Below are 25,963 nucleotides of genomic sequence, written 5' to 3'. Positions count from 1 at the left end.
CGCGGTTGAGGGTTGGGCGGTCTGCCCTACAGCTGCCAGTCCTGCGACCCGTCGTTCTTGGTGTAGGAGCCCACGGAGTTCTTCACCACCACGGGGTCGCCGCTGCCGAAGTTCTCGTAGAACCACTTGGCGTTGGCCGGGCTCAGGTTGATGCAGCCATGACTGACATTGCGCTTGCCCTGATCAGCGACCGACCACGGCGCGCTGTGCACGAATCCGCCGCTGTTGTCGATCCGGACCGCGTCCTGCACGGTGAGCTTGTAACCCCAACTGGAGTTCACCGGAACCCCATAGGTGGACGAATCCATCACCACCGTGGGGAACTTCTCCAGCACGTAGTAAGTGCCGTTGGGGGTCTCGTGACCACCCGCGCTCATGCCCATCGACATCGGGAAGGTCTTCTCCACCTTGCCGTCACGGGTGATCGTCATCTGATGCGTCTTGTCGTCGGCGGTGGCCACCAGCGAGTCGCCGACCCGGAAACCCGACTTGGTGCCGGCGGCGTCGATGTTGACGACGGTGTGGGCGGGCCAGAAGTTCAGCGGACGCCACCGCACCTGGCTCGGGGTCATCCAGTAGAACTTGCCGGACACGGGCGGGTTCGACGAGATGTGGATGGCCTGCTCGGCCATCGCCTTGTCGGCGATGGGCCGCTGGAAGTCGATGATGATCGGCTTGGCGACACCCACCATCGAGCCGTTGACCGGGTTGAAGGTCGGCGGCAGGAACGGCGGGGCACCGGTGAACGGCTCCGGGTTCTGCCCGACAACCGGACCGGCGGCCACCGCCGGAACCGCGCCCGGTTCCGCCGGGGCGGCTGGATCGACCGGGACGGCCTGCGCAGCCGGATCGGCGGGAACGCCCTCGGGAGCACCTAACGGTGCCGGCGGAGCAGGTTCGGGCGGTGGCGGGAAGCCAACCGGTTCACCCGCGGGGGGCGGGGGCGGAAGTTCAGGCGGGGGCGGCGGCAACTCCGGCCCGGGCGGCGGCGCGGCCGGATCGACCGGTCCGGCATTCGCCACAGCCGGGTCACCGGGCTGCTGTGGCGGGTCGGCCAGCGCCGACCCACACCCGAAGGTGAGCCCTGCGGCCAATGCGGCGGTGCTGAACCACGCCCCGATCCGCACGAGCTTCCATCCCGACATCTACATACCTCCCCGGTCACACATGTGGTTCCAGTGTCGCACAGCGCAGCTTCCAGCTAACTCCGACCTCAGGCGAGATGCCCCGAGGATGGCCCCAAGGAAATGCTCTGAGCAGTGCTTTCCTCCGCCAGCGCAGTGGCGAACGTTACCGGTCCAGAGCCGTCAGGGAACGACAAAAAGCCGCTTGCTCGCCGCGATCCCCAGCGCGGCCAGACCCACCAACACCGCCGAAGCGGTCAACATCGCCGAGGTTCCGGCCCGCTCGAACAGCAGCCCGCCGGCCAGCGAGCCCCCGGTGATACCGACCTGGAAGGCGGTGACATACAGCCCCGAGGCGCCATCGGGGTCGTCGGGCGCGGTACGCATCGCCGCCGACTGCAGCATCGGCGACACCGCCATCGCCATCGCCCCCCACAACACGAGCGCGGCGGCCCCGAGGACTCCCGTCCCGGCGCTGTGGTGCCCGCCGATCGACAGCGCGGCAAGCACCACGAAAGCGGCCGACATCGCAGCCATGCATCCACCGGTGACCATTTTCGGGCGATGGTCGACCGTCCGCGCCAACAGCGGCATCGCGATCAGGCCCGCCGCGCCGAACGCGGCCAGTAGCCAGGCCAGGCGAGCATCCGAAACACCGACGACGTCGCCGATGATCACCACGATGAACGTGTACGAGATGAAGTGCCCGGTGACCGCGATCAGCATCAGCGCGCTCACCGCCACCAACCGTCCGTTGCGGTGGTGGTGGTTGCCTACCAGTGCCAGCTGATCGGTACTGAGGATCAGGGCCGGTAGCGCGAGCCGGGCTGCCAGTGTGACGGCCGCGGCCGCCACGGTGATCACCACCACGGCCAGTCGCCAACCCCAGAGCAGGCTCATGGCCGACGTCAGCGGGATGCCGACTACCAGCGCAAGGCTGGTACCGACGTAGATCGCCGTGGTCGCCCGGCCGGAATGACTGGGCGGCACCAGCCGAGTGGCGATAGGCGCCAGCACGGACCACATCAGGCCGTGCGTGACAGCGCACAGCGCACGGCCGGCCGCCAGCACAGCGAAATTCGGCGCCATTGCCGAAATCACCTGCGAGGTGGTCAGGCAGACCAGGGTGAGCAGCAGCACCCGACGTCGCGGCCAGAACGCGGTCCAGCGCACCAGCGGAAGCGTCGTGGCGGCTGCCACCACCGCGTACCAGGCCAGCAGGGTTCCGACCAGCGCCTCACTGACGCCCAGCCCCACTGAGATCGCGGGCAGCGCGCCGACCGGCAGGATTTCGGCGGTGGCATAGATGAAGGCGGCCGCGGACAGGATCGCCAACCGAGCCGTGGTCTGCGGCGTCCACGGCCTCGATCGGGTACTTCCGGTTTCCACAGTCATGTATTGGGAGCAGTGTCCAGTGGTCCGTGGCGCATTGCGCTCCCGGTAACTGCTGGATCACATGGTAACGGCGAGGGGGTCAGGAACGGACCAACCGCGCGATCGCGGCGGAGGCTTCGGTGAGTTTCGCGTCGGCCTCTTCGCCACCGGCTGCGACGGCCCCGCTGACGCAGTGCACCAAGTGTTCGTCCAGCAGGTTCAGCGCGACCGACCGCAGCGCGCTGTTGACCGCACTGATCTGAGTGAGCACATCGATGCAGTACTTGTCCTCGTCGATCATCTTCGCGATGCCGCGCACCTGGCCCTCGATGCGGCGCAGCCGCTTGGCGTAGTTGTCCTTACGCGGGGAGTAACCCGGAGCTTCGGTGGTCATGGCGCCCCCAACAGTCGGTTCATCTGGCTGATCTCGGATTGTTGAAGCGGCACCAGCGTCTGCGCGATGCTGATCGCCTCGGGACTCTCGCCGTGTTCGATTTCGTTCTGCGCCATAGCGATCGCGGCACGGTGATGGGCGATCATCGTCTGCAGCCACAGCGTGTCGAATGCGTCGCCGCGCAGACCGCGCAGCCGATCCAGGATCGCCTTGTCCACCATTCCGGGGATGTCCCCGGGGTCCTGGCCGGCATGGCTAAGGGGCAACTCCCACTGCAGCAATTGCGCCTGACACCCCTGCAGCTCGGTGCGCTGCTGGGCCGCGCTCTGGTCGGCGAACGCCACCAGCGCCGGGTCGGAACTCTGGGTGGGAACCAGGGCTGCAAGCTCCAAGGCCTGCTGGTGGTGGATCACCATGTCTTCCAGAAACGTCACATCCGCGGGACTGCCGACGCTCATCCCGACTGAACTCGTCGGGGCCTCCGGCGCGGGTGTGGGCTCGCGGTGGCATCCACCCACAACGACGCTGGCGACCACCGCGGCCACGACGGTCAGGACGGTTCTCATGCGCACACTGTAGCGCATACCCCCGCGGGGTATTTTATTCGTTTTGCCGGGTCCGGCCCTACCGGCATACTGAGCTGGTGAATTCTCCGAGCACCGACGCCACTGGGACGTCCGTCGACATCAAGCCGCGCAGTCGTGACGTCACCGACGGCCTGGAGAAGACCGCTGCCCGCGGGATGTTGCGCGCGGTCGGCATGGGCGATGACGACTTCGCCAAGCCCCAGATCGGCGTGGCCTCGTCGTGGAACGAGATCACACCCTGCAATCTTTCGCTGGACCGGTTGGCCAAGGCCGCTAAGGAAGGCGTGCTGGAGGCGAGCGGTTATCCGCTGGAGTTCGGCACCATCTCGGTGTCCGACGGCATCTCCATGGGCCATGAGGGCATGCACTTCTCCCTGGTGTCGCGTGAAGTGATCGCCGACAGCGTCGAGACGGTGATGTGCGCCGAGCGGCTCGACGGCTCGGTGTTGCTGGCCGGTTGCGACAAGTCGCTGCCCGGCATGCTGATGGCCGCGGCGCGCCTGGATCTGGCCTCGGTCTTCCTCTACGCCGGTTCCACCATGCCGGGCTACGCGAAACTGTCCGACGGCACCGAGCGTGAGGTGACGATCATCGACGCGTTCGAGGCGGTCGGCGCCTGTTCGCGCGGGCTGATGTCCCAAGAGGACGTCGACATCATTGAGCGGTCGATCTGTCCCGGCGAGGGCGCCTGCGGCGGCATGTATACAGCCAACACGATGGCTAGCGCGGCTGAGGCGCTGGGCATGTCGTTGCCGGGCAGCGCGTCCCCGCCGGCGATCGACCGGCGCCGCGACGGCTATGCGCGCGCCAGCGGCCAGGCGGTGGTGGAGTTGCTGCGCCGCGGGATCACCGCGCGCGACATCTTGACCAAGGAGGCGTTCGAGAACGCGATCGCGGTGGTGATGGCGTTCGGCGGGTCGACCAACGCGGTGCTTCACCTGCTGGCGATCGCCCGCGAGGCCGAGGTGGATCTGACCCTGGCCGACTTCTCCCGGGTGGGCGCCAAGGTGCCGCACCTGGCGGACGTCAAGCCGTTCGGAGCGCACGTCATGTACGACATCGACCAGATCGGCGGGGTGCCGGTCATGTTGAAGACGTTGCTGGAAGCCGGCCTGCTGCACGGCGACTGCCTGACCGTCACCGGAAAGACGATGGCGGAGAACATCGCTGAGCTCAATCCCCCGGTCGTCGACGGCAAGGTGCTGCACGCGCTGACCAACCCGATCCACCCGACGGGCGGTATCACCATTCTGCGCGGCTCGCTCGCACCGGACGGCGCGGTGGTCAAGTCCGCCGGCTTCGATACTGACGTGTTCGAGGGCACCGCACGGGTTTTCGACGGCGAGCGCGCGGCCCTCGACGCCCTGGAAGACGGCACGATCCGGGCCGGTGACGCCGTGGTGATCCGCTACGAGGGCCCCAAAGGCGGGCCCGGCATGCGCGAGATGCTCGCGATCACTGGCGCTATCAAGGGCGCCGGCCTCGGCAAAGACGTCCTGCTGTTGACCGACGGCCGGTTCTCCGGTGGCACCACCGGCCTGTGCGTCGGCCATATCGCCCCGGAGGCGGTGGACGGCGGACCGGTCGCTTTCCTGCGCGACGGCGACAAGATCCGCCTCGACGTGGCTAACGCAACCCTGGACGTGGTGGCGGATCCGGATGAATTCGCCGCCAGAGCCGAGGGTTTCACCCCGCCGCCGCCGCGCTACACCACCGGCGTGCTGGCCAAATACCGCAAGCTGGTGGGTTCGGCCGCTACGGGCGCCGTCTGCGGCTAGTCCACCACGGCCCGTGGGCCCACCCGCCTGCGGGGGACTGCTCGCGGCAAGCTCGTCAGGCGTGTCGGGCCGACTCGCCGCGCGCCCGCATACCGAAGTACGCGGCATTGAGGCCGAGGATCGTCAGCACCGCACCGGTGATCACGTTGGACCAGATCATCTCGGGGCTCGGCGAGCCGTGCATCAAGATCCACGGCGACGCGGTGAACCACACCCCGAAGATGGGCAGGGTCCACGCGAGCCCGTGCATGCGGTCGAGCGCCGCGGCCATCCCGCACGCCAGGAATGCGACGCAGAGTCCCACGACCAGGTTGTTGACGGCCAACCTCGTGGTCGCCTCGAATCCGACAATCCACGGGGATACCGCCCCGTAGACGGCCGCCAGCAGCGTCAATCCGAAGGTTCCCTGGGCAGTCATCGACTCGGCGGTGCGCTCGTACCGCGCCCGTAGAGCTAACAGATCAGGGTGGTGTTCGATTGATGAATGGACTGTACTCATTTCGTAACCTTTCTGTTATGCAACAGGCGGTTTGGTGCCAGATGCACCCATCCATCTGATGAAAGATTACGCCCGACCGCTGTTTGCCAGCAACGAAATTTTCGCCACCAACCGACAGTCGGCCGCTGTTAGTCGACGACGGCCAGAGCGAAGCCGTCCCAGCCCTTGGCTCCGACGGTCTGCAGGGCGGCCGCCCGTAATCGCGGGTGGCTGCCCATCAGCTCCAACACGTCCCGGCTGCCGCGTGCCGTCGCGTCTTCGGAGCGCGCTTCCAGAATCGCGCCCTCGCGGATCACGTTGTCCACCACGATCACCGAACCGGAACGGCATAGCTGCACGGCCCAATTCAGGTAGCCGACGTTGTTCTCCTTGTCGGCGTCGATAAACACCAGGTCGAACGGCTCGCCAGTCAACGCCGACAGGGTCTGCATCGCGGGACCCACCAGAATCTGCACTCGATCACCCACGCCGGCTCGGTCCAGATTGCCGCGGGCGACCTCGGCGTGCCTGGGCTCGTACTCCAGCGTCACCACCGAGCCCGCAGGCCCGACGGCACGCGCCAGCCAAATGGTGCTGTAGCCGCCCAGCGTGCCGATCTCCAGGATGCGGCGGGCACCGGTCGCGGCTGCCAGCAGGTTCAGGAATGCGCCCTGCTGCGCCGAGACCGCGATAGGCGGCAACCCGGCCTCGTCGCTGGCGGCCAGCGCCGCCCTCAGGTCCGCGTCGTCGCCGGCCAGCAGGTTGTCCAGCAAGGCATCGACATCACGAGGTGTGGGCTTTTCTGTCACTTCACCGAGGCTAGCCCGCGATCGCGATTCCGGCTCCCGATTTCCCTTTACCCCATACCCCTATGGGGTATATAGTCGGGGAACTCCGGCGCTCGCCGGGGATCACAAAGGAAGGTGTGACCGATGGCCAACTACGAGGATGGAACCCTGCTGACGTGCGGCCACGGCGGCTGTGGATGCCGCGTGCGCGTCGAGACTGCGTGCCACTGCCCTGGTGCGGACGTGAGCTACCGCTGCACCTGCGGCGACGAACTGGTAGCCGTCACCAGCTGACAACAAGACGGCGCCGGTGACGCACAACCTCGACCGTTGTGCGTCACCGGCGCCTGCTCTTGGTCTACACCACGGCGTCGGCAGAACCTACGACAGAACCGTCACAAGGGTTCACCGATGTCCGGAAGGAGAGCAATGTCCTGCGGCTGCCCATTGCGGAACATGGCCGCAAGTTCGCGGACACGTCTTTTGGCCCAAGCCACACTGAAGTCACTGAGCACTTCGTACTCGTATTGAAAGCGCTCCTTGCGGTCCCCTACCAGCCTGGAAGCTTGACTCGTGACGATGTCTTCGCAGTACCAATAAAGCAGATCATCAAGACTGCCTACCCGATCAAAGCCGAGTTCTCCACGCTCGTAAAAGGTGAAGTGATAGTAGCCATTCTCGTCGACGAAGACGTTCAGCCCGTCATTGGTTCGCATGCCTACTGGCATGGTGCGGACTCCCAGATCAGCCGACAACTGATCGATCCCTACTTGAAGTTCCCTGGACTTATCGCCCCAGGGGCGGTCCGTATTCATCGAGGATTCCCCTAGCTACTAGCTCTTTCGCATTAACCGTAATCCCATCTGGGCCAACGATCATGTACTGCGTGGCTCCTGGTGATGGCGTCTGCCCGTAGAATGGCTCCACCGGACCTTCTACGATTTGCCAGCCCGGCGGCAGTGGATTGCCGGTGATTCTGTATCGGCTGTAGTTCGCTTCAAACGACTCGGGCGGCAGAGACCTATCCACGAACAGGGCGCCGTCGGGTGCAAAATAGCGCCCCTTTGGCGATCCAAACCTGTCGATGATGGTGCCTTCGGGCAATTGCGTGGGCCGCGGAATGTAGCCCGGCGGGAAGCCGCTGTTTTCAGGCCAGACCCGCGTTTCAGGCCGCCCGAAGCTGGCCTCAAATTCTTGCCAAGACAGACCGCCCGTGGGATGCCAGTCCCGCAGCAGGGCCACGGGGGCGCCGCCCTCCCCAACCACTTCGGCAGGCAGTCCCGCGCGGACTATCGCCCCCTCCGCCCCAAAGGGAAGCGTCACGGCGGCGGCACTGACGTCGAAAGCCTTCTCGCCCAGGAAATAGGCCGGGCTGGGCGCGTTCAGGGCGCCTTTGACTTGGGCGACACCCGCACCGACCGGGTTGAGGAAGGAGTCGCCAAGCCCCTTGGCTAGGCCACCCCACGATTCCAGAACACCGGGGGCGCCTGGTCCGCCCTGCCCGAGCAGGTTCTTGACGGCATTTTCGGTTGCTCGCCAACGGTCCCCGAATGCATCGCCGAACCCCAGTGGCGCCTGTCGCTGCGCTTCGGGGGCACCGTAGCGCGCTAGCGGCTGCTGGACCTGCATCACTGCCGCGGTGACGCGCGCTTCGATCTGATCCGGCGGAATACCGTCGTTGGCCAGGACCTCCCGGGCTAAGACCCTGAAGCTCTCCACGTCCGCGGGGTTCAACGGTGTCGGCGGCGTCTCGCTTGCATCGGAGCTGCGCACCAGGACATCGGGGACATAGCCGTTCTTGACTTGCAGGTTGGTCAGCGCCGCCTGGAGCGTCTTGGAATAGGCACCGCGCAGCAGGGAAACGTTGGACAGCACCGTCCGTGTGTCGGCTATCGCACCGTCCCAGCACTTTTCGATCAGAGTGTCGACGTCGTCACCGTGTAGTTGGTATCCCAGGTAATGGGTGTTGTAGTCAGCCAGATACTCGTCGTAGCCCTGCAGGTTGGCATTGAGCGCTTCGATCTGCGCGCCGCAACTCTGCCGGGCCTGGGCCAGCGCGGCGGCGATGGTCTCCAGATCGGCCGCGATCTGGCCGAGTTGTTGGTTGGTGGCGTGCAGGGCTTCTTTGACTCGTTGCACTTCGGCGCCGTTGTTGATCGGCTGCTGACCGTTCTCGCGGTTGTACTGCTCGAAGTGCTGTTGGGCCGTGCGGAAGTTCTCCTCAGCCGCGGTCGAGGAGCCGGCCGCCGAATGAAACGCCTGCGCCAGGAAGTTGATCTGCGTGGGGCTTCCGACCTGCACACTGTCATCAACGGCCCAGGGGTCACCTCCCACGGCAGCGACAAGCTCACCGAGCCGCAGATACTGCAGGCTCGGACGACTCACGGCTCGTCCGCGCTACTCGCCATCGTCCGATGATGACCGACACCGGGACGGAGCGCACGTCACCGCACGCCCTCCTTGGCGAACACCACCCGCAGCACATATCCCAACTCCGGGCCCATCACCAGTTCGGCCAGTTCGCAGAACGTCGCGACGAACTCCGGGCCGTGCGGCGGCCGAGTGTCACACAGGTGGTGCGCGATCTCATGCAGCACCACCAGTTCTCGCAACGCCCAGTCCACGCCGCGCTGATCCGGTACGGCGATAACGCCTACTGCACCGAGCTTTTCGTAGTGCGCCGCGGTGGTCCCGCGTCGGGCACGCACGGTCAGTTCCATCGCGACCGGCCACCGCGCATGCACGGTCGGCAGCGCCATGACGTCGTCGACGTAGCGCCGGACGGCGTCTACCGAACCGAAGCGGGCCTCGGGCGGCAGAGTCAGCTCGGTGCCGAAGAACTCGACACTGCGTCTGCCGGTTTCGGCAGCGCGGTCGAACAAGGTGCGGACAAAGAGCTCCGCGGAGTAGACCTTGGCGCGCTGTGCGTCGCGCTCTGAAGCGGGAACTTTCACCGCTCCAGCGCGGACCGTGCCACCGACAGCTCCGCACTGTCACCCAGCCGGGCCCTGCGCCCCGCCCGGTCTCCGGCTCGGCGCGCCGCGGACGAATAGCCCGCCGAGGCCCGGTTGGCCCGCCAGGTACCTCGCGCCTTGGAGGTACCGCGGTAGAAGTCCTGCAGCTCTAGCTCTTTGTTGCGCAACGCAATCGCAGTACCCGGCGGCCTGCTCCGATCCTTCTCGGCAGCACGGCGAGTCTCGTCACGGGCTTCGGCCAGCCGCTGGCCCACTCGGGCGCCGAAGGCCAGGTGGAAGTTCAGCCGCGCGGTGATGGTTGGGGTTGGACGGTGCGCACCGGTGGCGACATAGGCATCTGAGGCTCGGACCATCTGAACGACCAGGCTGGCATAAAGAGCATGGGTGGCGTCGATGTCCTCGGCGAAGCCATAGGCGTAGACATAGGTCGAGTTCATCGCCACATCGCAGCGCACATCATTGGCCGCGGCGATCCCCACAAACAACTGCACGTAGGTACGCAATCCCCGCGCACCCGGTTCTCCGATGGTGATCGTGCGCTGCACGGGCGCGGTAGCCGCCGTCCGAGCGGCGGAGTGCGCGCGCGCGACTGCCAGGTCGATGGAGGTAGCGGTGGCCAGCCGTTGCGCCGCCGCCATGAAGGCATCCGCCTCGTGGGCGTTGTCCGTGCCCTCGGCCTGGCGCAACAGGGCGGCGATCCGCGCCAACATCTTGTCGTCGGTGCTCACGGCCGCCGCTCCTCCGCATCGCTGCGCTCTGCCTCGTCGTCGTCGGTGCTCACGGCCGCCACGCTAACCGACGGCGGCGACACCACACCGACGGCGACTCACAGGTGTGCGTCGATCCAGCCCACCACGTCGTCGAGCACCTGCGCACGCTCGGGCTCGTTGAAGACCTCGTGGTAGAGCCCGGGATACACGGTCAAGCGCACGTCGTCGGAACCGACGAACTCGACCAGGCGCGTACTGCCCTCGGCGGGCACCAGCCCGTCGTCGGCGCCATGCACCACCAACAGCGGCGCCGTGAGCGCCTGCGCCCGCGTCGGCATGGTCTCACTGACTTTGACCAGCGCGCGCGCCACACCGGCCGGTACTCGCCCGTGGTGTACCAGTGGGTCCTCGTTGTAGGCGGCCACCACCGCGGGGTCGCGGGAGACCAGCGCGCTGTCGAGCTTCTCCACCGGCAATCCCGGCGCGATGGCCCCCACCACCTTGGCGATGAACGCCAGCCCAGGCGACACCACATCGGTCATGGCCACCGCCGGTCCCGACAACACCATCAACCGGTAGTCGTCGGGGCGGTCGACGCCGTAGCTGAACACGATCGCGCCGCCCATGCTGTGGCCCAGTACCACCAGCGGCAGGCCCGGATGCTCCCGCGCGGCGATATCGGCCAACGTGTGGAAGTCACTGGTGTAGTCCGCCATCTTCCGGCACAGCACACGCTTGCCGCCCGAACGCCCGTGCCCGCGGTGATCCAGGGCGTAGGTCACCATGCCCGCGGCACCGAACCGCGCCGCGACGTGGTCATAGCGGCGTGCGTGCTCGCCGAAACCGTGCGAGAGCACCACCACCGCACGCGGTGGCGTCTCCGGCGTCCAGGTGTCGTAGACGATCGGCACCCCGCGTACGCCCTCGAAGGTTCGCTCCGTTCGGGTCCCAAAGCCAGGGGATGCCATCAGGGCAGCCTAACGGGCAACCTGCTTGCCCAGGTAACGTCGCCAGCCATGGGAAGAGTCGCAGGCAAAGTTGCGCTGATCAGCGGGGGCGCACGGGGCATGGGCGCTGCACACACGCGGGCGCTGGCCGCCGAAGGCGCCAAGATCGTGATCGCTGATGTCCTGGAGGACGAAGGCACCAAGCTCGCCGACGAGCTGGGCCCCGACACCGCCCGGTTCGTGGCTCTCGACGTCACCCAGCCCGACCAATGGCAGGCAGCCGCCCAGACCGCTGTCGATGCCTTCGGCAGCCTCAACGTCCTGGTGAACAACGCCGGGATCGCCAAGTACAACGCCCTGGAGAACTTCGACCTGGCCGCCTGGCAGCAGGTTCTCGACGTCAATCTGACCGGCACCATGTTGGGCATGCACGCCGCCGTCGCCCCGATGAAGGCCGCCGGCGGCGGCTCCATCATCAACATCTCCTCGGTGGAGGGAATGCGCGGCTCGGCCGGTCTCTACGGCTACGTCGCGTCGAAGTGGGGTGTGCGCGGGATCGCCAAGGCGGCCGCCCTGGAACTCGCACCCCACAACATCCGGATCAACAGCGTCTTGCCGGGGCTGATCCGCACCCGGATGACGATCGCGATCCCCGACGACTCCCTGCAGATTCCGCTGGGCCGGGGCGCCAAATCCGCGGAGGTGTCCACCGCGGTGGTCTTCCTGGCCTCCGACGAGTCGTCGTACATGACCGGGTCGGATCTGGTGATCGACGGAGGCTTGTCCGTAGGTATCCCGCACAAGACCAGCTAGCTGCGCGTTTTAGCAGCTGGGAGCACCCGTCAGGCTCAGTTCTGAAACGTGTTCTATGATGCCCGTCATGAAGACCAAGGGCGCATTGTTGTGGGAAGTTAACTCTCCGTGGCGGGTCGACGAGATTGAGTTAGGTGACCCCGTCGAGGGCGAAGTCCAGGTCCGGATGCACGCCGCGGGCATGTGCCACTCCGATTACCACCTGACCACCGGAGCCACCCCAATGGGCCTGCCCGCGCTGGGCGGCCACGAGGGCGCCGGCGTCATCACCAAGGTCGGCAAGGGTGTGACCGGTCTGGAAGAGGGCGACCACGTCGTGATGGCCTTCATCCCCGCATGCGGCTCCTGCCCGCCGTGTATGAAGGGTTTCCGCTCCCTGTGTGACCGCGGGGCGGTGCTGCTGGGCGGCAAGGCCATCGCCGACGGCACCAACCGGATCCACGCCGGATCGCATGAGGTCTCGGCGATGAACCTGCTGGGCACGTTCTCGCCCTACATGACCGTGCACCAGGACTCCGTGGTCAAGATCGACAAGGACGTGCCGTTTGAGGTCGCGGCCATCATGGGTTGCGCGGTGCCCACCGGGTTCGGTTCGGCCACCAACGTTGCCGAGGTCAAGCCGGGCGAGACCGTGATCATCATCGGTGTGGGCGGCATCGGCATGAGCGCCCTGCAGGGTGCTGTGCTCTCCGGCGCCCGCCGTGTCATCGCGATCGACCCGGTGCCCTTCAAGCGCGAGGCGGCCGTGAAGTTCGGCGCCACCCACGTCTACTCGTCGATGGCCGAGGCGATCATGCCCGTCATGGAGGAGACCTGGGGCCTGATGGCCGACAAGGTGATCATCGCCGTCGGGGACATGAAGGGCGAGTACATCGAAGAGGCGATGATCCTGACCGCCAAGACCGGAACCTGCGTGGTGACCGGCATGGGCGCGATGGTCGACGCCGACGTGAAGCTGAACCTGTTCTTGTTCACCATGTTGCAGAAGACTTTGAAGGGCAACATCTTCGGCGGCGGCAGCTCGCACATCGAGACCCCCAAGCTGGTGGGCCTCTACAAGTCCGGTCTGCTCAAGCTCGACGAGATGATCACCACGACGTACAAGCTCGAGGACATCAACAACGGCTACCAGGACATGATCGACGGCAAGAACATCCGCGGCGTCATCACTTACGACGAATCGGACTGGTAGACCGTCACTTCTTGTCCTGCGGCAGCCGACACCCGGTGTAGCCCGAGACCACGAGGTTTCCCCGGTAGCCGACTTTGATGAAAAGTCCGGTGGGACCGTAGAACCCGACGTCGTGGTTGCCAGGTTGATCCTGCATGACCTGAATCTCGGTGGCATCCAGCTTGGCGGCCGCCGCCTTGGCCGCCTGCTCGATCCTGGCCCAGGTCTGTTCCGACACGTCGACGTTCTGCGCTATGGCGTCGGGGAGGAAGTAGCGTTTGCCCTCGGTCTGTTCGTAAGGACGTTCGCAGCGGCCACCTGAGCCCTCGTGGAGCGTCTCCCACCTGACCGATGGGATGAACTGGCCTGCGGCAGTGGTGATCTCATCCATCGCTGCCTGTACCTGAGTTTGGGTCTCCTCGAACGACGGCAGGGATCTGAGCACATCCAGGGCTTCTGCGGCGACGCTGGGCGGAGTGGGTTCATACGGTTGGGACACGTGACATCCTGCGGTTAATGCGGCGATGACCAAGGCAGCAGACAGGCATCGTCGCGGCTGGGGTGGGGACATGTTGTGAGACATCAATTTCCTCGAACCGCCTTGTCGCCGAGGCCTGCCAGCACCGCGGCGATGTTGTAGTTGGTCGTTCGAACGCCTCCTCCATCGGGAAAGCGCGGGTAATCGCTGTGCCCGTGCGCTTCCTGCAGCGTCAGGGTGCCGCCAAGTCCGTCGGGCACTGTCGTGGCACCGGTGGCCAGGCGGGTGAATTCGGGGTTGGTCGCCGGGTTGGATCCGAAGTCACCGAACTCGTTGTTGAGGTAGGTGCCCAGAAGGGGAATGCCCTGACCCACCGCCCTGGCGTCATAGACCCATTGGATGGGATCGTCGGGGGCTTCCATCGCATAGACCTGGCCGGACTGCAGCTGCAACTGTTCCGGCGTGGACGCTGCGATTCCTGGCGATCCGTAGAACAGCGCCCGCGATACCCCGTGATCGCCGGGTTCCTGCAACGCCAGCCCGGTGGTGAGCGAGCCGTAGGAGTGCCCGATGGCAGTCAGATCAGCGGGGCCGCCGAGGTGCGAGGCCTGAATCCCGTCATAGAAGCGGGCCAAGTCGTGGGCTCCAGCCCTGGCGAGGTCGTCGTGGGTGACTCCCCAGATTCCGGACAGCGACGCGGTTTTGTCGTCAAAACCGGGCACCTGCGGAGGGTCGTAGCCGATCCAGGCGATTGTCGATACGGAATCGGTTGCGTGCCCGGGAGTAAGGCCCAACTGCCGTAGAGCTTCTTGCCGAAGGTTGGTCGCCTCTTCGGTCATTGCCCCGATGCCGCCGTGCACCGTGGTGTTCAGCCCCGGCGTGGTCACCGAGACGTGGGTGGCCTTGTCCGGATCTCCGATCGCGATGGCGGCCCGAACCTGCGTGCCACTCTCGGTGTCCAGCAGCATCAGCTTGCGGTCCGGACTGGCACGCACCGCCGAATCAACGGCCTGCAGATCAGGCAGATTCTTGGCGCCGTCGCGGGCTGCGTCGAATTGGCGTTGCCAGTTCTCGTAGGCGACGCGGTCATCGAAGATCGCCCCGGGTTCGTTGGGGCGGGGGATGTTCGTGCCGGCCGCCCAGTCCGGGTGCTGGTTCTGCAGCGCCTCGGCTTGAGCGGCAGCGCCTTGGGCCCGGCCGAGTTCATCAGCCAAGTGCAGCTTGTTGTAGTGGTCGTAGCCCAACTGGTCCGGTGGATCGCACGGCATCCCCGGATGATTGCCGATGTTGTGGTCCTGGCTGTAGAGCCAGTCCTTCTGGCCCGGGGTCAGACTGTTCCAGAAGTCGTTGAACTGTTTCGGGTCGTCGGGGACGGGCCCGGGCGGTGGTGCCGGTGCATCCGCGTCGAATTTGTCGAGCGCTTCCTCGGGGTCATAGCCGTTTCTGACTCGCAGATTGGTCAACCCCTGCTGCAGGGACTTCGAGTAGCTGCCGCGGATCACCGTGGCGTTGTGCAGCGCGGTCGCGGTGTCATCCTTGGCCAACTGACGGCACTGGGCGATGTCCGCGTCATAGTCGTAGCCCTGGTTCTCCAGGTCCAGGTACATCCCGATGCGGGCGTCAAGGCCGATCAGGTTGGCGTTGAGCGCCGTGATGTTGGCCCGCGCGGCGTTACGGGCTTGGGCCAGGGCGGCGGCGATGGTCTCCAGGTCCGCGGCGATCTGGCCGAGCTGCTCGGTGGTGGCATGCAGGCCCTCTTTGACCCGGGCCACCTCGGCGCCGTTGTTGATGGGTTGTTCGCCGTTTTCGCGGTTGTACTGCGCGAAGTGTTCCTGGGCGGTGCGGAAGGTCTGTTCGGCGGCGGTCGCCGAGCCGGCGGCGGAGTGAAACGCCTGAGCCAAGAAATTGATCTGGGTGGGACTGCCGGCCTGCAGACTGTCGTCGATGGCCCACGGATCACCCCCGGCATGCGCCGTGAGCTCAGCGATCTGCAGGTACTGCAGCGCGGGACGGCTCACCCGACCGAGGCTAACCCGTCGCGACCAGCGGAACCAGCCGCTTTGGCGCGCTAGCCTTGACGGTCATGACGGGCCTGCTTGATGTGCGCCGGGCAACCGACCGCGCAGCCACCAATACATCGTGGCTCACCTCGCGGCATTCGTTCTCGTTCAACGACTACTACGACCCGGCGAACACCCATCACGGACTGCTGCTGGTCAACAACGATGACGTGGTTGCACCCGGTACTGGCTTTGACACCCATCCGCACCGCGACGCAGAGATCATCACCTGGGTGCTGTCCGGCGCCTTGAGCCACCGCGACTCGATCGGCAACTCAGGCGTGATCGTCCCGGGCCTGGCGCAGCGGATGTCAGCCGGATCGGGGATCCTGCACTCGGAGAAGAACGAATCCGATTCCACGCCGGTGCATTTCATCCAGATGTGGATCATGCCGGACACGCCGGGGGCAGACCCCGGCTACCAGCAGCACGACATCGGCGACGCACTGGCGGGGGGTGGGCTCATCGCCGTCGCCTCCGGCAGTGACCCCGACGCCGCGGTCGGCATCGGAAATGCCGGTGCCACGCTGCACGCCGCGCGGCTGCAACCCGGAGACCGTGTCGAACTACCTGATGCGCCGTACACCCATCTGTTTGTCGCGGTCGGCCATGTCGATCTGGAGGGCGTCGGCGCGCTGCACACCGGCGATGCTGTCCGCTATACCGGCGACGGCGGTCAACGCCTCATCGCATCCGCCCCCGCGGAGATCCTGATCTGGGAGATGCAGCGCCGGCTCGGCGGCTGATCACTGGCCATAACCAATCTGCCGCGCTAGCAACACAATCCGGTCACGCAGCTTGTCCCGGTGGTTTCTGTGACTACCGTGGGAACTTGCTGTCGCCCAGTCCGGAGCTGAAGGGACAAACAGTGTCGACCCCAGTGGGTTTTGCGCGCCGGCTGGCGGCCGGCTGCGCCGCGGTGCTGCTCTGCTCATCCCTGGCGATCGGCCCGGGCCAGCCGACCGCGCGTGCCGCCGCCCAGGACCAGTTGGCCGCCGCGATCGCGCGGACCCCCGGCTCGTACCTGGTCTACAACTTCGGTGGCGGGCATCCCACACCGATGCTCAACGCCGCCGGCGACTGGTACGAGATGTCCAGCGGTGGGCATCTGGTGGTTCTCAAGTCGGCCTCACAGCGGATCGAGCCGCACCTGCTCGTCGACAGCCATAGCGGCGCTCAGAGCCGCTGCGAACGCGATCCGCGCGCCCGCACCAGTGAGGGGCTGATGCAGGCCTCCGAGCTCTATACCCCGCTGCAGGCCTGGCAGGCGCTGGGTCGGCCTACGGTGGCCATCAACGCCAACTTCTTCGACATCCGCGGCCAGCGAGGCGGATCCTGGCGGACCACCAAGTGCAGTTCCCCGCTGGGCACCTACGTGGACAACACCCGGGGCAACGGCCGGGCCAACGTCGCGGTCACCGGCACCATCCCCTACGCCGGCAAACAAGGACTGTCCGGCGGCAACGAGCATTGGTCGACGCTGACCACGATGATCCTGCCGACTCGCGGCGCACCCTATGTGTTGTGGCCGCGCGGCGGCCGCGACGGTGGGGACTACGACTCGGCCGGGCCCACGGTGACCGGCCTGGTGGAACGCGGGGACCGATTCGTCGCGGTGAGCGGACTGGGCTTGCTGGCCCCGGGGTTCACCGGGCAACTCAACGACGGCGGGCCGAGCGCGGCACGCACCGCCGTGGGCTATTCGCGAGCCAAAGACGAGCTGTACATCTTTCAGGGCGGCCACTACACACCCGACAACATGCAGGATCTGTTCCGCGGCCTAGGCAGCGACCACGCCGTACTGCTCGACGGCGGTTCGTCGTCGGCGGTCGTGCTGCGCCGCGACGCCGGCGGCATGTGGACCGGCGCCGGGGTCCCCCGCGGAACTTGTGACACCGCGCAGGTCCTGTGCGACGCGCACGAACGCGGGCTGCCCAGCTGGCTCGGATTCAACTAGCGGCGGACATCGCCTAGGGCATCTCGACCTGGGCGGCCAGCCAGCGGCCGTTGACCTTCTCCATAGTCATCACGATTCGACTGCGGTCGATCTGCACTTGGGGGGCGGCCTTGTTGCTCACGCCCTGGTCGACGAAGAGCAGCACCTCGACCCGGTTCTTGCTGGCGGACTTCACCGCCGAGTCGATGACGGTGCCGTGCGCCGTCGCCTTGTTGTCGATCAACAGTTGGCGCAGCTGCTCGCTGGACGCGCTGTAGACGTCTTTGAACTCGCCGGTGGCTCCGTCGAGGATTTCGGCGAAGTTCTGGTCGATCGCGGCGGGGTCGACGCTGGTGAGCACCAGGGTGTAGCTGGCCGCCGCCTCGAGTGCCTGCGTGGCGGCAACAGCGCGCTGGTGGTGGGCGAATAACAACCAGCCTTCGTAGGCCGCCGCGATCAGGCCCAGCATCAGGACCGCGGCCGCAATCCATCGCCGGTCCAGCCGCGGGGCTCGGCTCTCCGCCGTGGGCTCGGCGGCATCGTCAGCGGCCTCGGTTTCGGCAGCCTCAGTCTCGGCGGCCTCGGTTTCAGCGGCCTCAACCGCCGACGGGACGGCCTCGGCTTCGGTGGCCGCCTGCTCGCCCTCACGGTCCGACACCTGAACTACCTCTCATGGTCCGCTGCGCAAGCCGTTCGGCCGCAACGCACCCGAACCTACCCCACCAGGCTGCGGCGGATTTTCAAGCGCAGGCCCTGGAGTTCCGCAGTGCGTCGGCCCACCCCGCCGCGGCGTCGAGGTGGGGGCGGGCGAAGCCCGACGGCTGTTTGGTACGCAGGCTGTCGGCGATCCGGGACAGCTGGAACAGCACGCCGGTCAGCTGTTCACCGCCGTAGATCGGCGAGTACGGGCCGAAGTTGTCCGGGGTGTTGCGGATGGTGAGCGGCTGTAGTCGTGGACCCAGGAAGCCGGTCGATCGGTCGATGTTGGCCACCACGGCATCCACCTGCGACTGGACGCCCGGGTAGCGGTCGTGGTGTTCGCCCAGGTTGCGGTTGACGGCATTGATCTGCCCCATCAGCGGATCGAACTGCGCGTTGAACCACTGACACGAATCCGACATGCCGGCGATCATCTCCGGCGTCACCTGGTAGGTGAAGGTGCTGTAGGGCCAGATATCCATCCTGGGAGACCAGTCGGTGGGTCCGGGAATGAACACCGGAAGCGCCGGCGCCTGATCCGAGTCTGCGCCGGCGGGAGCCGGCACGAGCACCCCCGCGGCCGCCAGCGCACACCCGACTATGCCGGCAATCTGGGTCCAGCGTCCCCGCATCCGCACCGTCCAGCCTTCCTTCCACCGATCACGCTTGGCCAGGTCGAGTATCGCCATCGAAGCCCGCCGGAAAGCGGGAAAACTACGAAAAGGCGCGCTACTGACCAGTAACCCGTCCATAACAGAGGTCATGTTGCCTGAAGCGGCCTTGGCGGGGCATTGTGTCCGACATCATGTCCGGATGAAAGGTCGCGGCGACACCCCATGAGCTCTTCCCCAACCGTCGCCATGCGTATCCTTGCTACCTACCCACCAGTTGGTCAAAGAAGTTCCGAACCCTACCGCGGAGTAAGAACTCTGACTATGGTGACCGCCATGGATCATCGGCCACACACCCGATCGGGTACCCCCGGTGATCTCACGACCACGATCGGCGACCGATGACCACCCAGGACGAGCGCGACCTCGCCGACGAGGCTCCCCTCGACGGTGTGGCAGCCATCCAGGACTGGACTGTCGGTTACACCCGTCGCCACCCGCTGGCGTCGCTGACCACGGTCGGGGAACAGTGCGTGCTGGCGGTTCGCACCGTGCAGTACTTCTTCTCCGACCTGTTCGGCGGCCGATTCCAGTGGGGCGAGTTTGTGCGGCAGAGCGCGTTCATGGCCAACACTGCCGTGTTGCCCACGATCCTGGTGGCATTGCCGATCGGGGTCACGCTCTCCATCCAGTTCGCCCTGCTGGCCAATCAGGTAGGTGCCACGTCCCTGGCCGGCGCGGCCGCGGGGCTGGCCGTCATTCGGCAGGCCGCTTCCCTGGTGGCGGCCATGCTGATGGCTGCCGCGGTCGGTTCGGCTATCACCGCCGATCTGGGATCGCGAACCATGCGCGAGGAGACCGACGCCATGGAGGTGATGGGGGTCTCGGTGATCCGCCGACTGGTGGTGCCCCGGTTCGGCGCCGCCATCATGGTCGGCGTCGCGCTGACCGGGATCACCTGTTTCGTCGGCTTTTTGGCGAGCTACCTGTTCAACGTCTACTTCCAAAAGGGTGCGCCCGGCAGCTTCGTCGCCACGTTCTCCTCGTTCGCCACCACCGGTGACATGATCGTGGCGCTGATCAAGGCCGTGGTCTACGGCGCGATCGTCGCGGTGGTGTCCTGCCAGAAGGGCCTGTCCACCCGCGGTGGACCGGCCGGTGTGGCCAACTCGGTGAACGCGTCGGTGGTCGAGTCGATCCTGGTGCTGATGATCGTCAATGTCGGCATCAGCGAGCTATACAACGTGCTCTACCCGCGGACGGGGCTGTGAATTGACGGCGTCCTCGTACATCCCGGTGTTTGCGCGCCCCTTGGTGAGCGCCTACCGGGCGGCCTCGGTGCCCACCATCCGGTTGGGACACATGCTGGTCTTCTTCGGCCGCGCTGTGGCCGGTGTCCCCACCGTGCTGCGCCACTATCGCAAAGAGTTCCTGCGACTGCTCTCCGATATCGCCTGGGGCAACGGCTCCATCGTGGTGGGTGGCGGCACCGCCGGAGTCGCGATCGTCCTGGGTTTCACCGCCGGTGCACTGGTAGCGATCGAGGGCTACAACTTTCTGAATCTGCTGGGCCTGGGACCGGCGACCGGAATCATCTCGTCACTGGTGAACACCCGCGAGCTCGCGCCGATCATGGCCTCGATGGCGTTCGCCATGCAGGCCGGTTGCCGGTTCACCGCGCAACTCGGCGCCATGCGGATCGCCGAGGAGATCGACGCCCTGGACGCGATCGCGATCCGGCCGATCCCCTTCCTGGTCACCACCCGACTGATGGCCGCCACCATCGCGGTGATCCCGCTGTACGTGGCCTGCCTGGCGATCACCTACCTGACCTGCCAGTTCGTCACCGGGATCATCGGCGGCGGCTCGATCGGCCCGTACATGCACTACTTCACGATGATGTTGAGCGGCAAGGACATCATCTATTCCGTACTCAAGTGCGTGGTGTTCGTGTGGTTGGCCTCGACCGTGCAGTGCTACTACGGCTTCTACGCTTCCGGCGGCCCCGAAGGCGTCGGTGTGGCAGCCGGCCGAGCCATGCGCGCCAGTATCACGATCGTGATCATGGTCAACATGCTCATGACGATGGCGCTGTGGAGCATCGACGCCGGCGCAAGGTTCGGTGGTTGACGTGAGCAATTCTTTGGACACCGACGGCCGGGGACCCTCCGAACACCAACTGCTGGGGGCGGGAATCGCGGTCCTGCTGGTGATCGCGCTGACCACCGCGGGTCTGCTGGCCAAGTCCACCGGCATGCTCAACTCCTACGTGCGGGTGGTGGCCGACCTGATCAACGTCGGCGACGGATTGCCGGCCCAGTCCGACGTCAAGTACCACGGCCTGCTGGTCGGCAACGTCACCGACGTGACCCCGGCCGCCTACGGCAAGCCGAATTTCGTCCACATCAGCCTCAAGCCCGACTACGCCAAGGACATCCCCGCCTCGGTAACCGCCCGAGTGGTGCCGTCCAACGTCTTCGCGGTCTCCTCGATTCAATTGGTCGACTCCGGCGCCGGTGGCTCCACCATCCGCGACGGCAGCCACATCGCCGAGAACGGCGACCTGTCCACTGTCATCTTCCAGACCACCGTGTCCAAACTTCGCGACATCCTCGCCGCCACCGGCCGGGGCCGCGAAGACCACAGCCTGGGAATCCTGGCCGCCGTCGGCGCAGCCACCGACAACCGGCGCGTCAAGCTGCTCAACACCGGGGCGCAGATGTCCCGGCTGCTCGACCAACTGAACGGAATCGTCGCCACCGAGCCCGGGCCGTCGACCGTCTCTGCCCTGCTCAACGCCACCCACGGCCTGCAGTCAACGGCTCCCGAACTGGTTGACGCTCTTCACCAGGCTGTCGAACCGATGCGCGCGTTCGCCCAGAAGCGTGCGGAGTTGGCCTCGCTGGTCGCCAGCGGCCGGCACACCGTGGGCGTCACCCGGGAAGCCCTCGACAACCACATCGATCAGCTGATCCAGATCACCCACGACCTCACCCCCGTGGTCGGGGTTCTGGCCAACAACGCCGACAAGTTCGTCCCTATCTTCACCCGAGTGAATCGACTCTCCGACAAGTTCTTCGACGAGCTCTACGACCCCAAACTGGTCACCCGGAACATGCGCGCCAACTTGTCCTTCACGCCGATGTTCACCTACACCCGGGCGGACTGCCCGCAGTACGGCGAGGTCAAGGGACCGAGCTGCTTCACCGCGCCGATGATCTCGGTGCGGTCCGAGCTTCCCGAGACCCTGCTGCCACAGAACTACCACTTCCCCGCCGGCCTCGAGCCGCCGCCGGGCACCGAGATCGGCCCGGACGGCAACCTGCACGCGGTCGGACCACCGCTGATCAACCCGAATCGCAGCCTGGAAGACACCAACCCCCCGCTGCCGTGGTGGACCGGGCCGTTCCCGCGCGTTCCCAGCACCGCCGACCCTCTCGACCCGGGCCCGCCGCCCCCGCCGAGCCCGCCCATACCGACCCAGCCCCATGCCCCGCAATGGCAGCCGGCGGCGCCGGCGTCCTTCAGCGGCAATGTCGGACCGGTCGGAAGCCAGGTCGAGCGTGATCAGCTCGGCTTGATCACCGGGAAAGATGCGCCGGCATCGGTGGCCGAGCAGTTGCTTCTCGGCCCCGTCGCACGTGGCACCGCAGTATCATTCGTCCCGGCAGGCACGGGAGGGCGCAAGTGAAGTTCCGCGGAACCCTGGTCGGCCTCTGCCTCTTCATGGTCGTTTCGACGGTGCTCACCTGGCTGGTCTACGCCACGTTGCGCCGTGACGTGGCCGGAGCCACCACCCCCTACGCCGCCGTGTTCACCGACGTCTACGGCTTGCGCGAGGGCGACGATGTCCGGATGGCCGGGGTGCGGGTAGGCCGGGTGGAGAAGGTCGCGCTGGACGGGAAACTGGCGAAGGTCTCGTTCATCGTGCAGAGCGATCAGAAGCTGTACGGCAACACCGTCGCCTCGGTGACCTACCAGAACATCATCGGCCAGCGTTACCTCGGGCTGTCACTGGGCGCGAGCTCGGGAGAGCCCGAGCAAGAACGAGTCCTACCCCGCGGCAGCGTCATCGGTGTGGACCGCACCGAGCCGTCCTTCGACGTCGGCGCCCTGCTGAACGGCTTCAAGCCCCTGATGTCGCTGCTGGACCCCAAGCAGGCGGACGATCTGACCCGGGGAGTCCTGGAGTCGCTCTCGGGCGACCAGGCGTCCATCACCGCGCTGGTGGATCAATCGTCGACGCTCACAGCGACGCTGGCCGGACGAGATGAGGTGCTCGGCGGCCTCATCAGCAGCCTCAACCGGTTGACCGGCACCATCGCCGGGCAGAACGATCAGTTGGACCACGCCTTGACCCAGGCCCGGCGAGCGGTCGCCGACTTGGATTCGCGTCGTCCAGCCCTGCAGTCCTCGGTCGGCTCCCTGGCACAGGTGACGCGGCAGCTGGCGCGGATCTCTGACGAGGTGTTCCCCTCCCTGGAGGAGATGATCAACCGCGAGCCCGGGTTCACCCAGCACATGGCGGGAATCGAGCCGCAGCTGGCTTTCACCGGCGCGAACCTGCCGCTGATGCTCAAAGGTCTGGCCCGGACGTTCGGGGACGGGGCCTATGGCACTGCCTACCTGTGCGACCTCAACGCGACCGGATTCTTCCCCGGCCTGAACGACGTCACCACGATCATCGTCAACGCCGCAACACCCGGCAATGCCCGTCCGATCACCCAGGAGAACCTGGCCTGGCATACGCCCCGATGCAGGAACACCGCCGATGGGTAACGCAATCACCACGCCGATCCGGAAATTCGTCAGCGAGTGGCGCACTAGGCCACTGGAGTCGTACAACACCACCTGGCTGGGTTTCGGCGCACTGGCCGTAGTCGCTGTCGTGGTGGCCGCAGCGCTTTTCGTCAAGGTGATCGGCTTCGGCTACACCCGCTACACCGCCGAGTTCGCCCAGGCAGCCGCGCTCACCCCAGGCAACCCGGTCATGGTGGCGGGCATCGAGGTGGGCCGGGTGACCAGCATGCGACTGGCCGGCGACCACGTGGTGGCCGGCCTGACCGTGCGCAACGACGTCGCGATGGGCAAGGACACCCGGGCCAAGATCCAGGTGATGACGATCCTTGGCTCGCGCTACCTGAAACTTGAGCCCGAGGGCCCAGGGGCGCTGCCCGGCAAGCGCATCCCGTTGGCCAACACCGAGGTGCCCTACGACTTGGAGTCGCTGCTCGACGACGCCACCACCACTTTCGACCAGGTGGACTCCGACCAGTTCGGGCAGTCCCTTGCCGTGCTCGGCCAACAACTGAGTGGGCTTCCCCCGGTGGTTCCGCAGGCAATGGCCAATCTTCACACGCTGGCGAAGATCACCGCCGATCGGCGCGACGAGCTCGGCACCCTGCTGGCCAGCACCCAACGGGTGGCCAACACCCTGCGCAACCAGCAGACCAGCCTGGGAAACCTGGTCGATCAAGGCCAGGACTTCATCGGTGAATTGGTGGCGCGGCAGAACACCTTCCACGCCATGTTGGCTGCGCTGACCACGCTGGTGGGCCAACTGAACAACGTAGTGGTCAAGGACCGGTCGATGCTCGACGACATGCTGGCCAATCTCCGTGCGCTGTCGGACATGCTCGGACAGCACGACGACATGCTGCGCAGCCTGATCCAATCCGCGCCCCCGCCCCTGCGGGGTATCACCAACGCCACCGGTTACGGCCCGGCCGTCGAGTTCTTCGCCGGTAACGGGATCGCGATCGACTCGTGGATGTGCGCCATCAGCGGTCGAGCCAAGCAGTTCGGCATGATCGAGTACTTCAAGGACTGCAAATGAGCGCCCCACCCACCACCGCGGCAGACGACCCGATCGAAGAGTCGACAGACGACGGCTCCTCGATTCCCGCGGCCACTCCGGCTCAGTCCGGCACCGGACGCCGCCGCACTCGGGCGCTGCTGAGCACACTGGTGGCCGGCGCCTTGATCGTCGCCGCGATCGCGGCCTACCAGCTCAACCCATTCGGCAGGCATCTGACCGTGACCGCTCAGTTCGACAGCGCCGCGGGACTCTACGAGGGCAACGTGGTCGCGGTGCTCGGAATGCCGGTGGGCACCATCAAGAAGGTCACCCCGAAGGGCGAGTACGTCGAGGCCGAGTTCACCGTCGACCGTGGTGTGAAGATCCCCGCGGACGTGCATGCGGTGACCATCAACACCTCGATCCTCACCGCGCGGCAGATCGAGCTGACCCCGGCCTACTCCGGCGGACCGGTGCTGGCCGACCGCACCACGATCGGGCTGAACCGCACCCGGACACCGGTGGCCTTCGACCGGGTGCTGGACATGCTCGACAAGGTCTCGAAGTCGCTTGGCGGCGACGGCAAAGGAAATGGGCCGGTCGCGGACGTGATCAATGCCGGTGCCGACATCGCCGACGGCAACGGCGAGAAGATCAAATCAGCACTGAGCGAACTGTCGCGGGCCCTGCGACTCAGCTCCGATCGGGGCGAAGTGACCGGCGACCAGCTGACGTCGATCATCACCAACCTCAGTTCGCTGATGGACGCCGCGGCCCGCAATGACGCAAAGCTGCGCCAATTCGGCTCCACCACGCGACAACTCAGTCAGATGCTGGCCAACGAGGATTTCGGAACGGGTCGCACCGGCCGCAAGTTCAACGAGATCGTCACGCAGGCCACATCGTTGCTCCAGGCCAATCGGGACAATCTCAAACAGAGCATCCTCAACGGCGACACCGCCGTGACCGCCCTCGTGGAGAAGCAGCGGGACCTGGCTGAGCTGATCGACGTCATGCCGCTGACGATGGAGAATCTCTACAACGCGATCGACACCAACAACGGCGCATTCCGCCTGCACGTCCTGGTCGACAAAGTCCTGATCGACAGTCAAAGCACCAAAGAGCTCTGCAACATGATGCATCTTCGGCAATTGGGCTGCGGAACAGGAACTTTGGCGGACTACGGCCCGGACTTCGGCCTGACATACGTGTTGGACGGCCTTTCGATGATGGGACAGTAGAC

General features: G+C 66.1%; 27 protein-coding genes and 1 pseudogene. 12 read left to right on the top strand and 16 right to left on the bottom strand.

Annotation, left to right across the window (positions count from 1 at the left end):
- Positions 1-26 precede the first annotated feature (26 nt).
- From G6N09_RS09405 to G6N09_RS09390, 4 genes are all read right to left on the bottom strand, one after another.
- Entirely contained in the window at positions 27-1,145 is a 1,119-nt protein-coding gene (locus tag G6N09_RS09405) for a L,D-transpeptidase (protein WP_163752741.1), read from the bottom strand.
- A gap of 162 nt (positions 1,146-1,307) precedes the next feature.
- Positions 1,308-2,519, bottom strand: a complete 1,212-nt coding sequence (locus G6N09_RS09400) for an MFS transporter (protein ID WP_083027938.1) — start codon at positions 2,517-2,519, stop codon at positions 1,308-1,310.
- Positions 2,520-2,598: 79 nt separating this feature from the next.
- The gene (gene ricR / locus G6N09_RS09395) at positions 2,599-2,892 is read right to left on the bottom strand and encodes a copper-sensing transcriptional repressor RicR (RefSeq protein WP_046189197.1); all 294 of its coding nucleotides are present in this window, start codon (positions 2,890-2,892) and stop codon (positions 2,599-2,601) included.
- Positions 2,889-3,458, bottom strand: a complete 570-nt coding sequence (locus G6N09_RS09390) for a DUF305 domain-containing protein (protein ID WP_083027957.1) — start codon at positions 3,456-3,458, stop codon at positions 2,889-2,891. The genes ricR and G6N09_RS09390 overlap by 4 nt, the downstream gene beginning before the upstream one ends.
- A gap of 74 nt (positions 3,459-3,532) precedes the next feature.
- Here G6N09_RS09390 and ilvD point away from each other — a divergent pair, with 74 nt between their 5' ends.
- Positions 3,533-5,257 (top strand): dihydroxy-acid dehydratase, encoded by a 1,725-nt coding sequence (gene ilvD / locus G6N09_RS09385; protein ID WP_109559042.1) that lies wholly within the window; start codon positions 3,533-3,535, stop codon positions 5,255-5,257.
- A gap of 55 nt (positions 5,258-5,312) precedes the next feature.
- Here the strand turns inward: ilvD and G6N09_RS09380 are convergent, their stop codons facing one another.
- A complete protein-coding gene (locus G6N09_RS09380; RefSeq protein ID WP_083027940.1) occupies positions 5,313-5,756 on the bottom strand; it encodes an SPW repeat protein in 444 nt (147 codons plus the stop codon).
- Between the two features lie 128 nt (positions 5,757-5,884).
- A complete protein-coding gene (locus tag G6N09_RS09375) occupies positions 5,885-6,544 on the bottom strand; it encodes an O-methyltransferase (RefSeq protein WP_083027941.1) in 660 nt (219 codons plus the stop codon).
- Positions 6,545-6,667: 123 nt separating this feature from the next.
- On the opposite strand from G6N09_RS09375, the gene mymT reads away from it, so the two are divergent.
- Positions 6,668-6,817: a copper-binding metallothionein MymT gene (gene mymT, locus G6N09_RS09370; RefSeq protein WP_083027942.1), complete on the top strand. Its 150-nt coding sequence runs from the start codon at positions 6,668-6,670 to the stop codon at positions 6,815-6,817.
- 101 nt (positions 6,818-6,918) lie between these two features.
- Here the strand turns inward: mymT and G6N09_RS09365 are convergent, their stop codons facing one another.
- The 5 genes from G6N09_RS09365 to G6N09_RS09345 all read right to left on the bottom strand — a co-directional run bounded on the left by G6N09_RS09365 (position 6,919) and on the right by G6N09_RS09345 (position 11,176).
- The gene (locus tag G6N09_RS09365; RefSeq protein ID WP_165756616.1) at positions 6,919-7,338 is read right to left on the bottom strand and encodes an Imm63 family immunity protein; all 420 of its coding nucleotides are present in this window, start codon (positions 7,336-7,338) and stop codon (positions 6,919-6,921) included.
- Entirely contained in the window at positions 7,310-8,908 is a 1,599-nt protein-coding gene (locus tag G6N09_RS19975) for a TNT domain-containing protein (protein ID WP_083027944.1), read from the bottom strand. Before G6N09_RS19975 ends, G6N09_RS09365 begins: the two co-directional genes overlap by 29 nt.
- A gap of 59 nt (positions 8,909-8,967) precedes the next feature.
- Entirely contained in the window at positions 8,968-9,477 is a 510-nt protein-coding gene (locus G6N09_RS09355) for a TIGR04338 family metallohydrolase (RefSeq protein ID WP_083027945.1), read from the bottom strand.
- Entirely contained in the window at positions 9,474-10,208 is a 735-nt protein-coding gene (locus tag G6N09_RS09350) for a DUF2786 domain-containing protein (RefSeq protein WP_083027958.1), read from the bottom strand. The genes G6N09_RS09355 and G6N09_RS09350 overlap by 4 nt, the downstream gene beginning before the upstream one ends.
- 116 nt (positions 10,209-10,324) lie before the next feature.
- Positions 10,325-11,176, bottom strand: a complete 852-nt coding sequence (locus tag G6N09_RS09345) for an alpha/beta hydrolase (protein ID WP_083027946.1) — start codon at positions 11,174-11,176, stop codon at positions 10,325-10,327.
- 48 nt (positions 11,177-11,224) lie between these two features.
- Between G6N09_RS09345 and G6N09_RS09340 the strand changes: the two genes are divergently transcribed.
- Together G6N09_RS09340 and G6N09_RS09335 are read left to right on the top strand one after the other, a co-directional pair.
- On the top strand, positions 11,225-11,968 hold the full coding sequence (locus G6N09_RS09340; protein ID WP_083027947.1) for a glucose 1-dehydrogenase: 744 nt from the start codon (positions 11,225-11,227) through the stop codon (positions 11,966-11,968).
- 67 nt (positions 11,969-12,035) lie between these two features.
- The gene (locus G6N09_RS09335) at positions 12,036-13,160 is read left to right on the top strand and encodes an NDMA-dependent alcohol dehydrogenase (RefSeq protein WP_083027948.1); all 1,125 of its coding nucleotides are present in this window, start codon (positions 12,036-12,038) and stop codon (positions 13,158-13,160) included.
- A gap of 4 nt (positions 13,161-13,164) precedes the next feature.
- Here G6N09_RS09335 and G6N09_RS09330 read toward each other — a convergent pair whose 3' ends face one another.
- From G6N09_RS09330 to G6N09_RS20435, 3 genes and pseudogenes are all read right to left on the bottom strand, one after another.
- Positions 13,165-13,638 carry an LppA family lipoprotein gene (locus G6N09_RS09330; RefSeq protein ID WP_083027949.1) on the bottom strand — a complete coding sequence of 158 codons (474 nt, stop codon included), beginning with the start codon at positions 13,636-13,638 and terminating at the stop codon, positions 13,165-13,167.
- An 83-nt stretch (positions 13,639-13,721) separates the two neighbouring features.
- The gene (locus tag G6N09_RS20440) at positions 13,722-14,585 is read right to left on the bottom strand and encodes an alpha/beta hydrolase (RefSeq protein WP_407662687.1); all 864 of its coding nucleotides are present in this window, start codon (positions 14,583-14,585) and stop codon (positions 13,722-13,724) included.
- Between the two features lie 540 nt (positions 14,586-15,125).
- Positions 15,126-15,635: pseudogene (locus G6N09_RS20435) on the bottom strand (putative alpha/beta hydrolase); the annotation flags it as partial.
- A gap of 65 nt (positions 15,636-15,700) precedes the next feature.
- Between G6N09_RS20435 and G6N09_RS09320 the strand changes: the two are divergent.
- Together G6N09_RS09320 and G6N09_RS09315 are read left to right on the top strand one after the other, a co-directional pair.
- A complete protein-coding gene (locus G6N09_RS09320; protein ID WP_083027951.1) occupies positions 15,701-16,423 on the top strand; it encodes a pirin family protein in 723 nt (240 codons plus the stop codon).
- A gap of 122 nt (positions 16,424-16,545) precedes the next feature.
- Entirely contained in the window at positions 16,546-17,634 is a 1,089-nt protein-coding gene (locus G6N09_RS09315) for a phosphodiester glycosidase family protein (RefSeq protein WP_083027952.1), read from the top strand.
- A 13-nt stretch (positions 17,635-17,647) separates the two neighbouring features.
- Here G6N09_RS09315 and G6N09_RS09310 read toward each other — a convergent pair whose 3' ends face one another.
- Positions 17,648-18,271 (bottom strand): Rv1363c family protein, encoded by a 624-nt coding sequence (locus G6N09_RS09310; protein ID WP_083027953.1) that lies wholly within the window; start codon positions 18,269-18,271, stop codon positions 17,648-17,650.
- Between the two features lie 82 nt (positions 18,272-18,353).
- Positions 18,354-18,944 (bottom strand): hypothetical protein, encoded by a 591-nt coding sequence (locus G6N09_RS09305; protein WP_083027959.1) that lies wholly within the window; start codon positions 18,942-18,944, stop codon positions 18,354-18,356.
- A 380-nt stretch (positions 18,945-19,324) separates the two neighbouring features.
- Between G6N09_RS09305 and G6N09_RS09300 the strand changes: the two genes are divergently transcribed.
- The 6 genes from G6N09_RS09300 to G6N09_RS09275 are packed head-to-tail and all read left to right on the top strand — an operon-like array spanning position 19,325 to position 25,961.
- Entirely contained in the window at positions 19,325-20,194 is an 870-nt protein-coding gene (locus tag G6N09_RS09300; protein WP_083027954.1) for an MlaE family ABC transporter permease, read from the top strand.
- Position 20,195: 1 nt separating this feature from the next.
- Positions 20,196-21,053 (top strand): ABC transporter permease, encoded by an 858-nt coding sequence (locus G6N09_RS09295; RefSeq protein ID WP_083027955.1) that lies wholly within the window; start codon positions 20,196-20,198, stop codon positions 21,051-21,053.
- A gap of 1 nt (position 21,054) precedes the next feature.
- On the top strand, positions 21,055-22,614 hold the full coding sequence (locus tag G6N09_RS09290) for an MlaD family protein (protein WP_163752739.1): 1,560 nt from the start codon (positions 21,055-21,057) through the stop codon (positions 22,612-22,614).
- A complete protein-coding gene (locus tag G6N09_RS09285) occupies positions 22,611-23,702 on the top strand; it encodes an MlaD family protein (protein ID WP_083027681.1) in 1,092 nt (363 codons plus the stop codon). Before G6N09_RS09290 ends, G6N09_RS09285 begins: the two co-directional genes overlap by 4 nt.
- On the top strand, positions 23,695-24,759 hold the full coding sequence (locus G6N09_RS09280; RefSeq protein WP_083027682.1) for an MCE family protein: 1,065 nt from the start codon (positions 23,695-23,697) through the stop codon (positions 24,757-24,759). The genes G6N09_RS09285 and G6N09_RS09280 overlap by 8 nt, the downstream gene beginning before the upstream one ends.
- Positions 24,756-25,961, top strand: a complete 1,206-nt coding sequence (locus G6N09_RS09275; RefSeq protein ID WP_083027683.1) for an MCE family protein — start codon at positions 24,756-24,758, stop codon at positions 25,959-25,961. The genes G6N09_RS09280 and G6N09_RS09275 overlap by 4 nt, the downstream gene beginning before the upstream one ends.
- Positions 25,962-25,963: the final 2 nt, after the last annotated feature.

The sequence above is a fragment of the Mycolicibacter minnesotensis genome (assembly GCF_010731755.1).
GTDB classification, from domain to species: Bacteria; Actinomycetota; Actinomycetes; order Mycobacteriales; family Mycobacteriaceae; genus Mycobacterium; species Mycobacterium minnesotense.
This window is presented reverse-complemented; position numbering and strand designations above follow the sequence as displayed.

Bases quoted from the DNA above. Each gene is read 5' to 3' on its own strand.
- G6N09_RS20440 (WP_407662687.1), bottom strand. From the start codon at position 14,585: ATGCTGCTGGACACCGAGAGTGGCACGCAGGTTCGGGCCGCCATCGCG.
- G6N09_RS09405 (WP_163752741.1), bottom strand. From the start codon at position 1,145: ATGTCGGGATGGAAGCTCGTGCGGATCGGGGCGTGGTTCAGCACCGCC.
- G6N09_RS09365 (WP_165756616.1), bottom strand. From the start codon at position 7,338: ATGAATACGGACCGCCCCTGGGGCGATAAGTCCAGGGAACTTCAAGTA.
- G6N09_RS09280 (WP_083027682.1), top strand. From the start codon at position 23,695: ATGGGTAACGCAATCACCACGCCGATCCGGAAATTCGTCAGCGAGTGG.
- G6N09_RS09275 (WP_083027683.1), top strand. From the start codon at position 24,756: ATGAGCGCCCCACCCACCACCGCGGCAGACGACCCGATCGAAGAGTCG.
- ricR (WP_046189197.1), bottom strand. From the start codon at position 2,892: ATGACCACCGAAGCTCCGGGTTACTCCCCGCGTAAGGACAACTACGCC.
- G6N09_RS09340 (WP_083027947.1), top strand. From the start codon at position 11,225: ATGGGAAGAGTCGCAGGCAAAGTTGCGCTGATCAGCGGGGGCGCACGG.
- G6N09_RS09305 (WP_083027959.1), bottom strand. From the start codon at position 18,944: ATGCGGGGACGCTGGACCCAGATTGCCGGCATAGTCGGGTGTGCGCTG.
- G6N09_RS09300 (WP_083027954.1), top strand. From the start codon at position 19,325: ATGACCACCCAGGACGAGCGCGACCTCGCCGACGAGGCTCCCCTCGAC.
- mymT (WP_083027942.1), top strand. From the start codon at position 6,668: ATGGCCAACTACGAGGATGGAACCCTGCTGACGTGCGGCCACGGCGGC.
- G6N09_RS09400 (WP_083027938.1), bottom strand. From the start codon at position 2,519: ATGACTGTGGAAACCGGAAGTACCCGATCGAGGCCGTGGACGCCGCAG.
- G6N09_RS09345 (WP_083027946.1), bottom strand. From the start codon at position 11,176: ATGGCATCCCCTGGCTTTGGGACCCGAACGGAGCGAACCTTCGAGGGC.
- G6N09_RS09335 (WP_083027948.1), top strand. From the start codon at position 12,036: ATGAAGACCAAGGGCGCATTGTTGTGGGAAGTTAACTCTCCGTGGCGG.
- G6N09_RS09320 (WP_083027951.1), top strand. From the start codon at position 15,701: ATGACGGGCCTGCTTGATGTGCGCCGGGCAACCGACCGCGCAGCCACC.
- G6N09_RS09380 (WP_083027940.1), bottom strand. From the start codon at position 5,756: ATGAGTACAGTCCATTCATCAATCGAACACCACCCTGATCTGTTAGCT.
- G6N09_RS09350 (WP_083027958.1), bottom strand. From the start codon at position 10,208: ATGTTGGCGCGGATCGCCGCCCTGTTGCGCCAGGCCGAGGGCACGGAC.
- G6N09_RS09390 (WP_083027957.1), bottom strand. From the start codon at position 3,458: ATGAGAACCGTCCTGACCGTCGTGGCCGCGGTGGTCGCCAGCGTCGTT.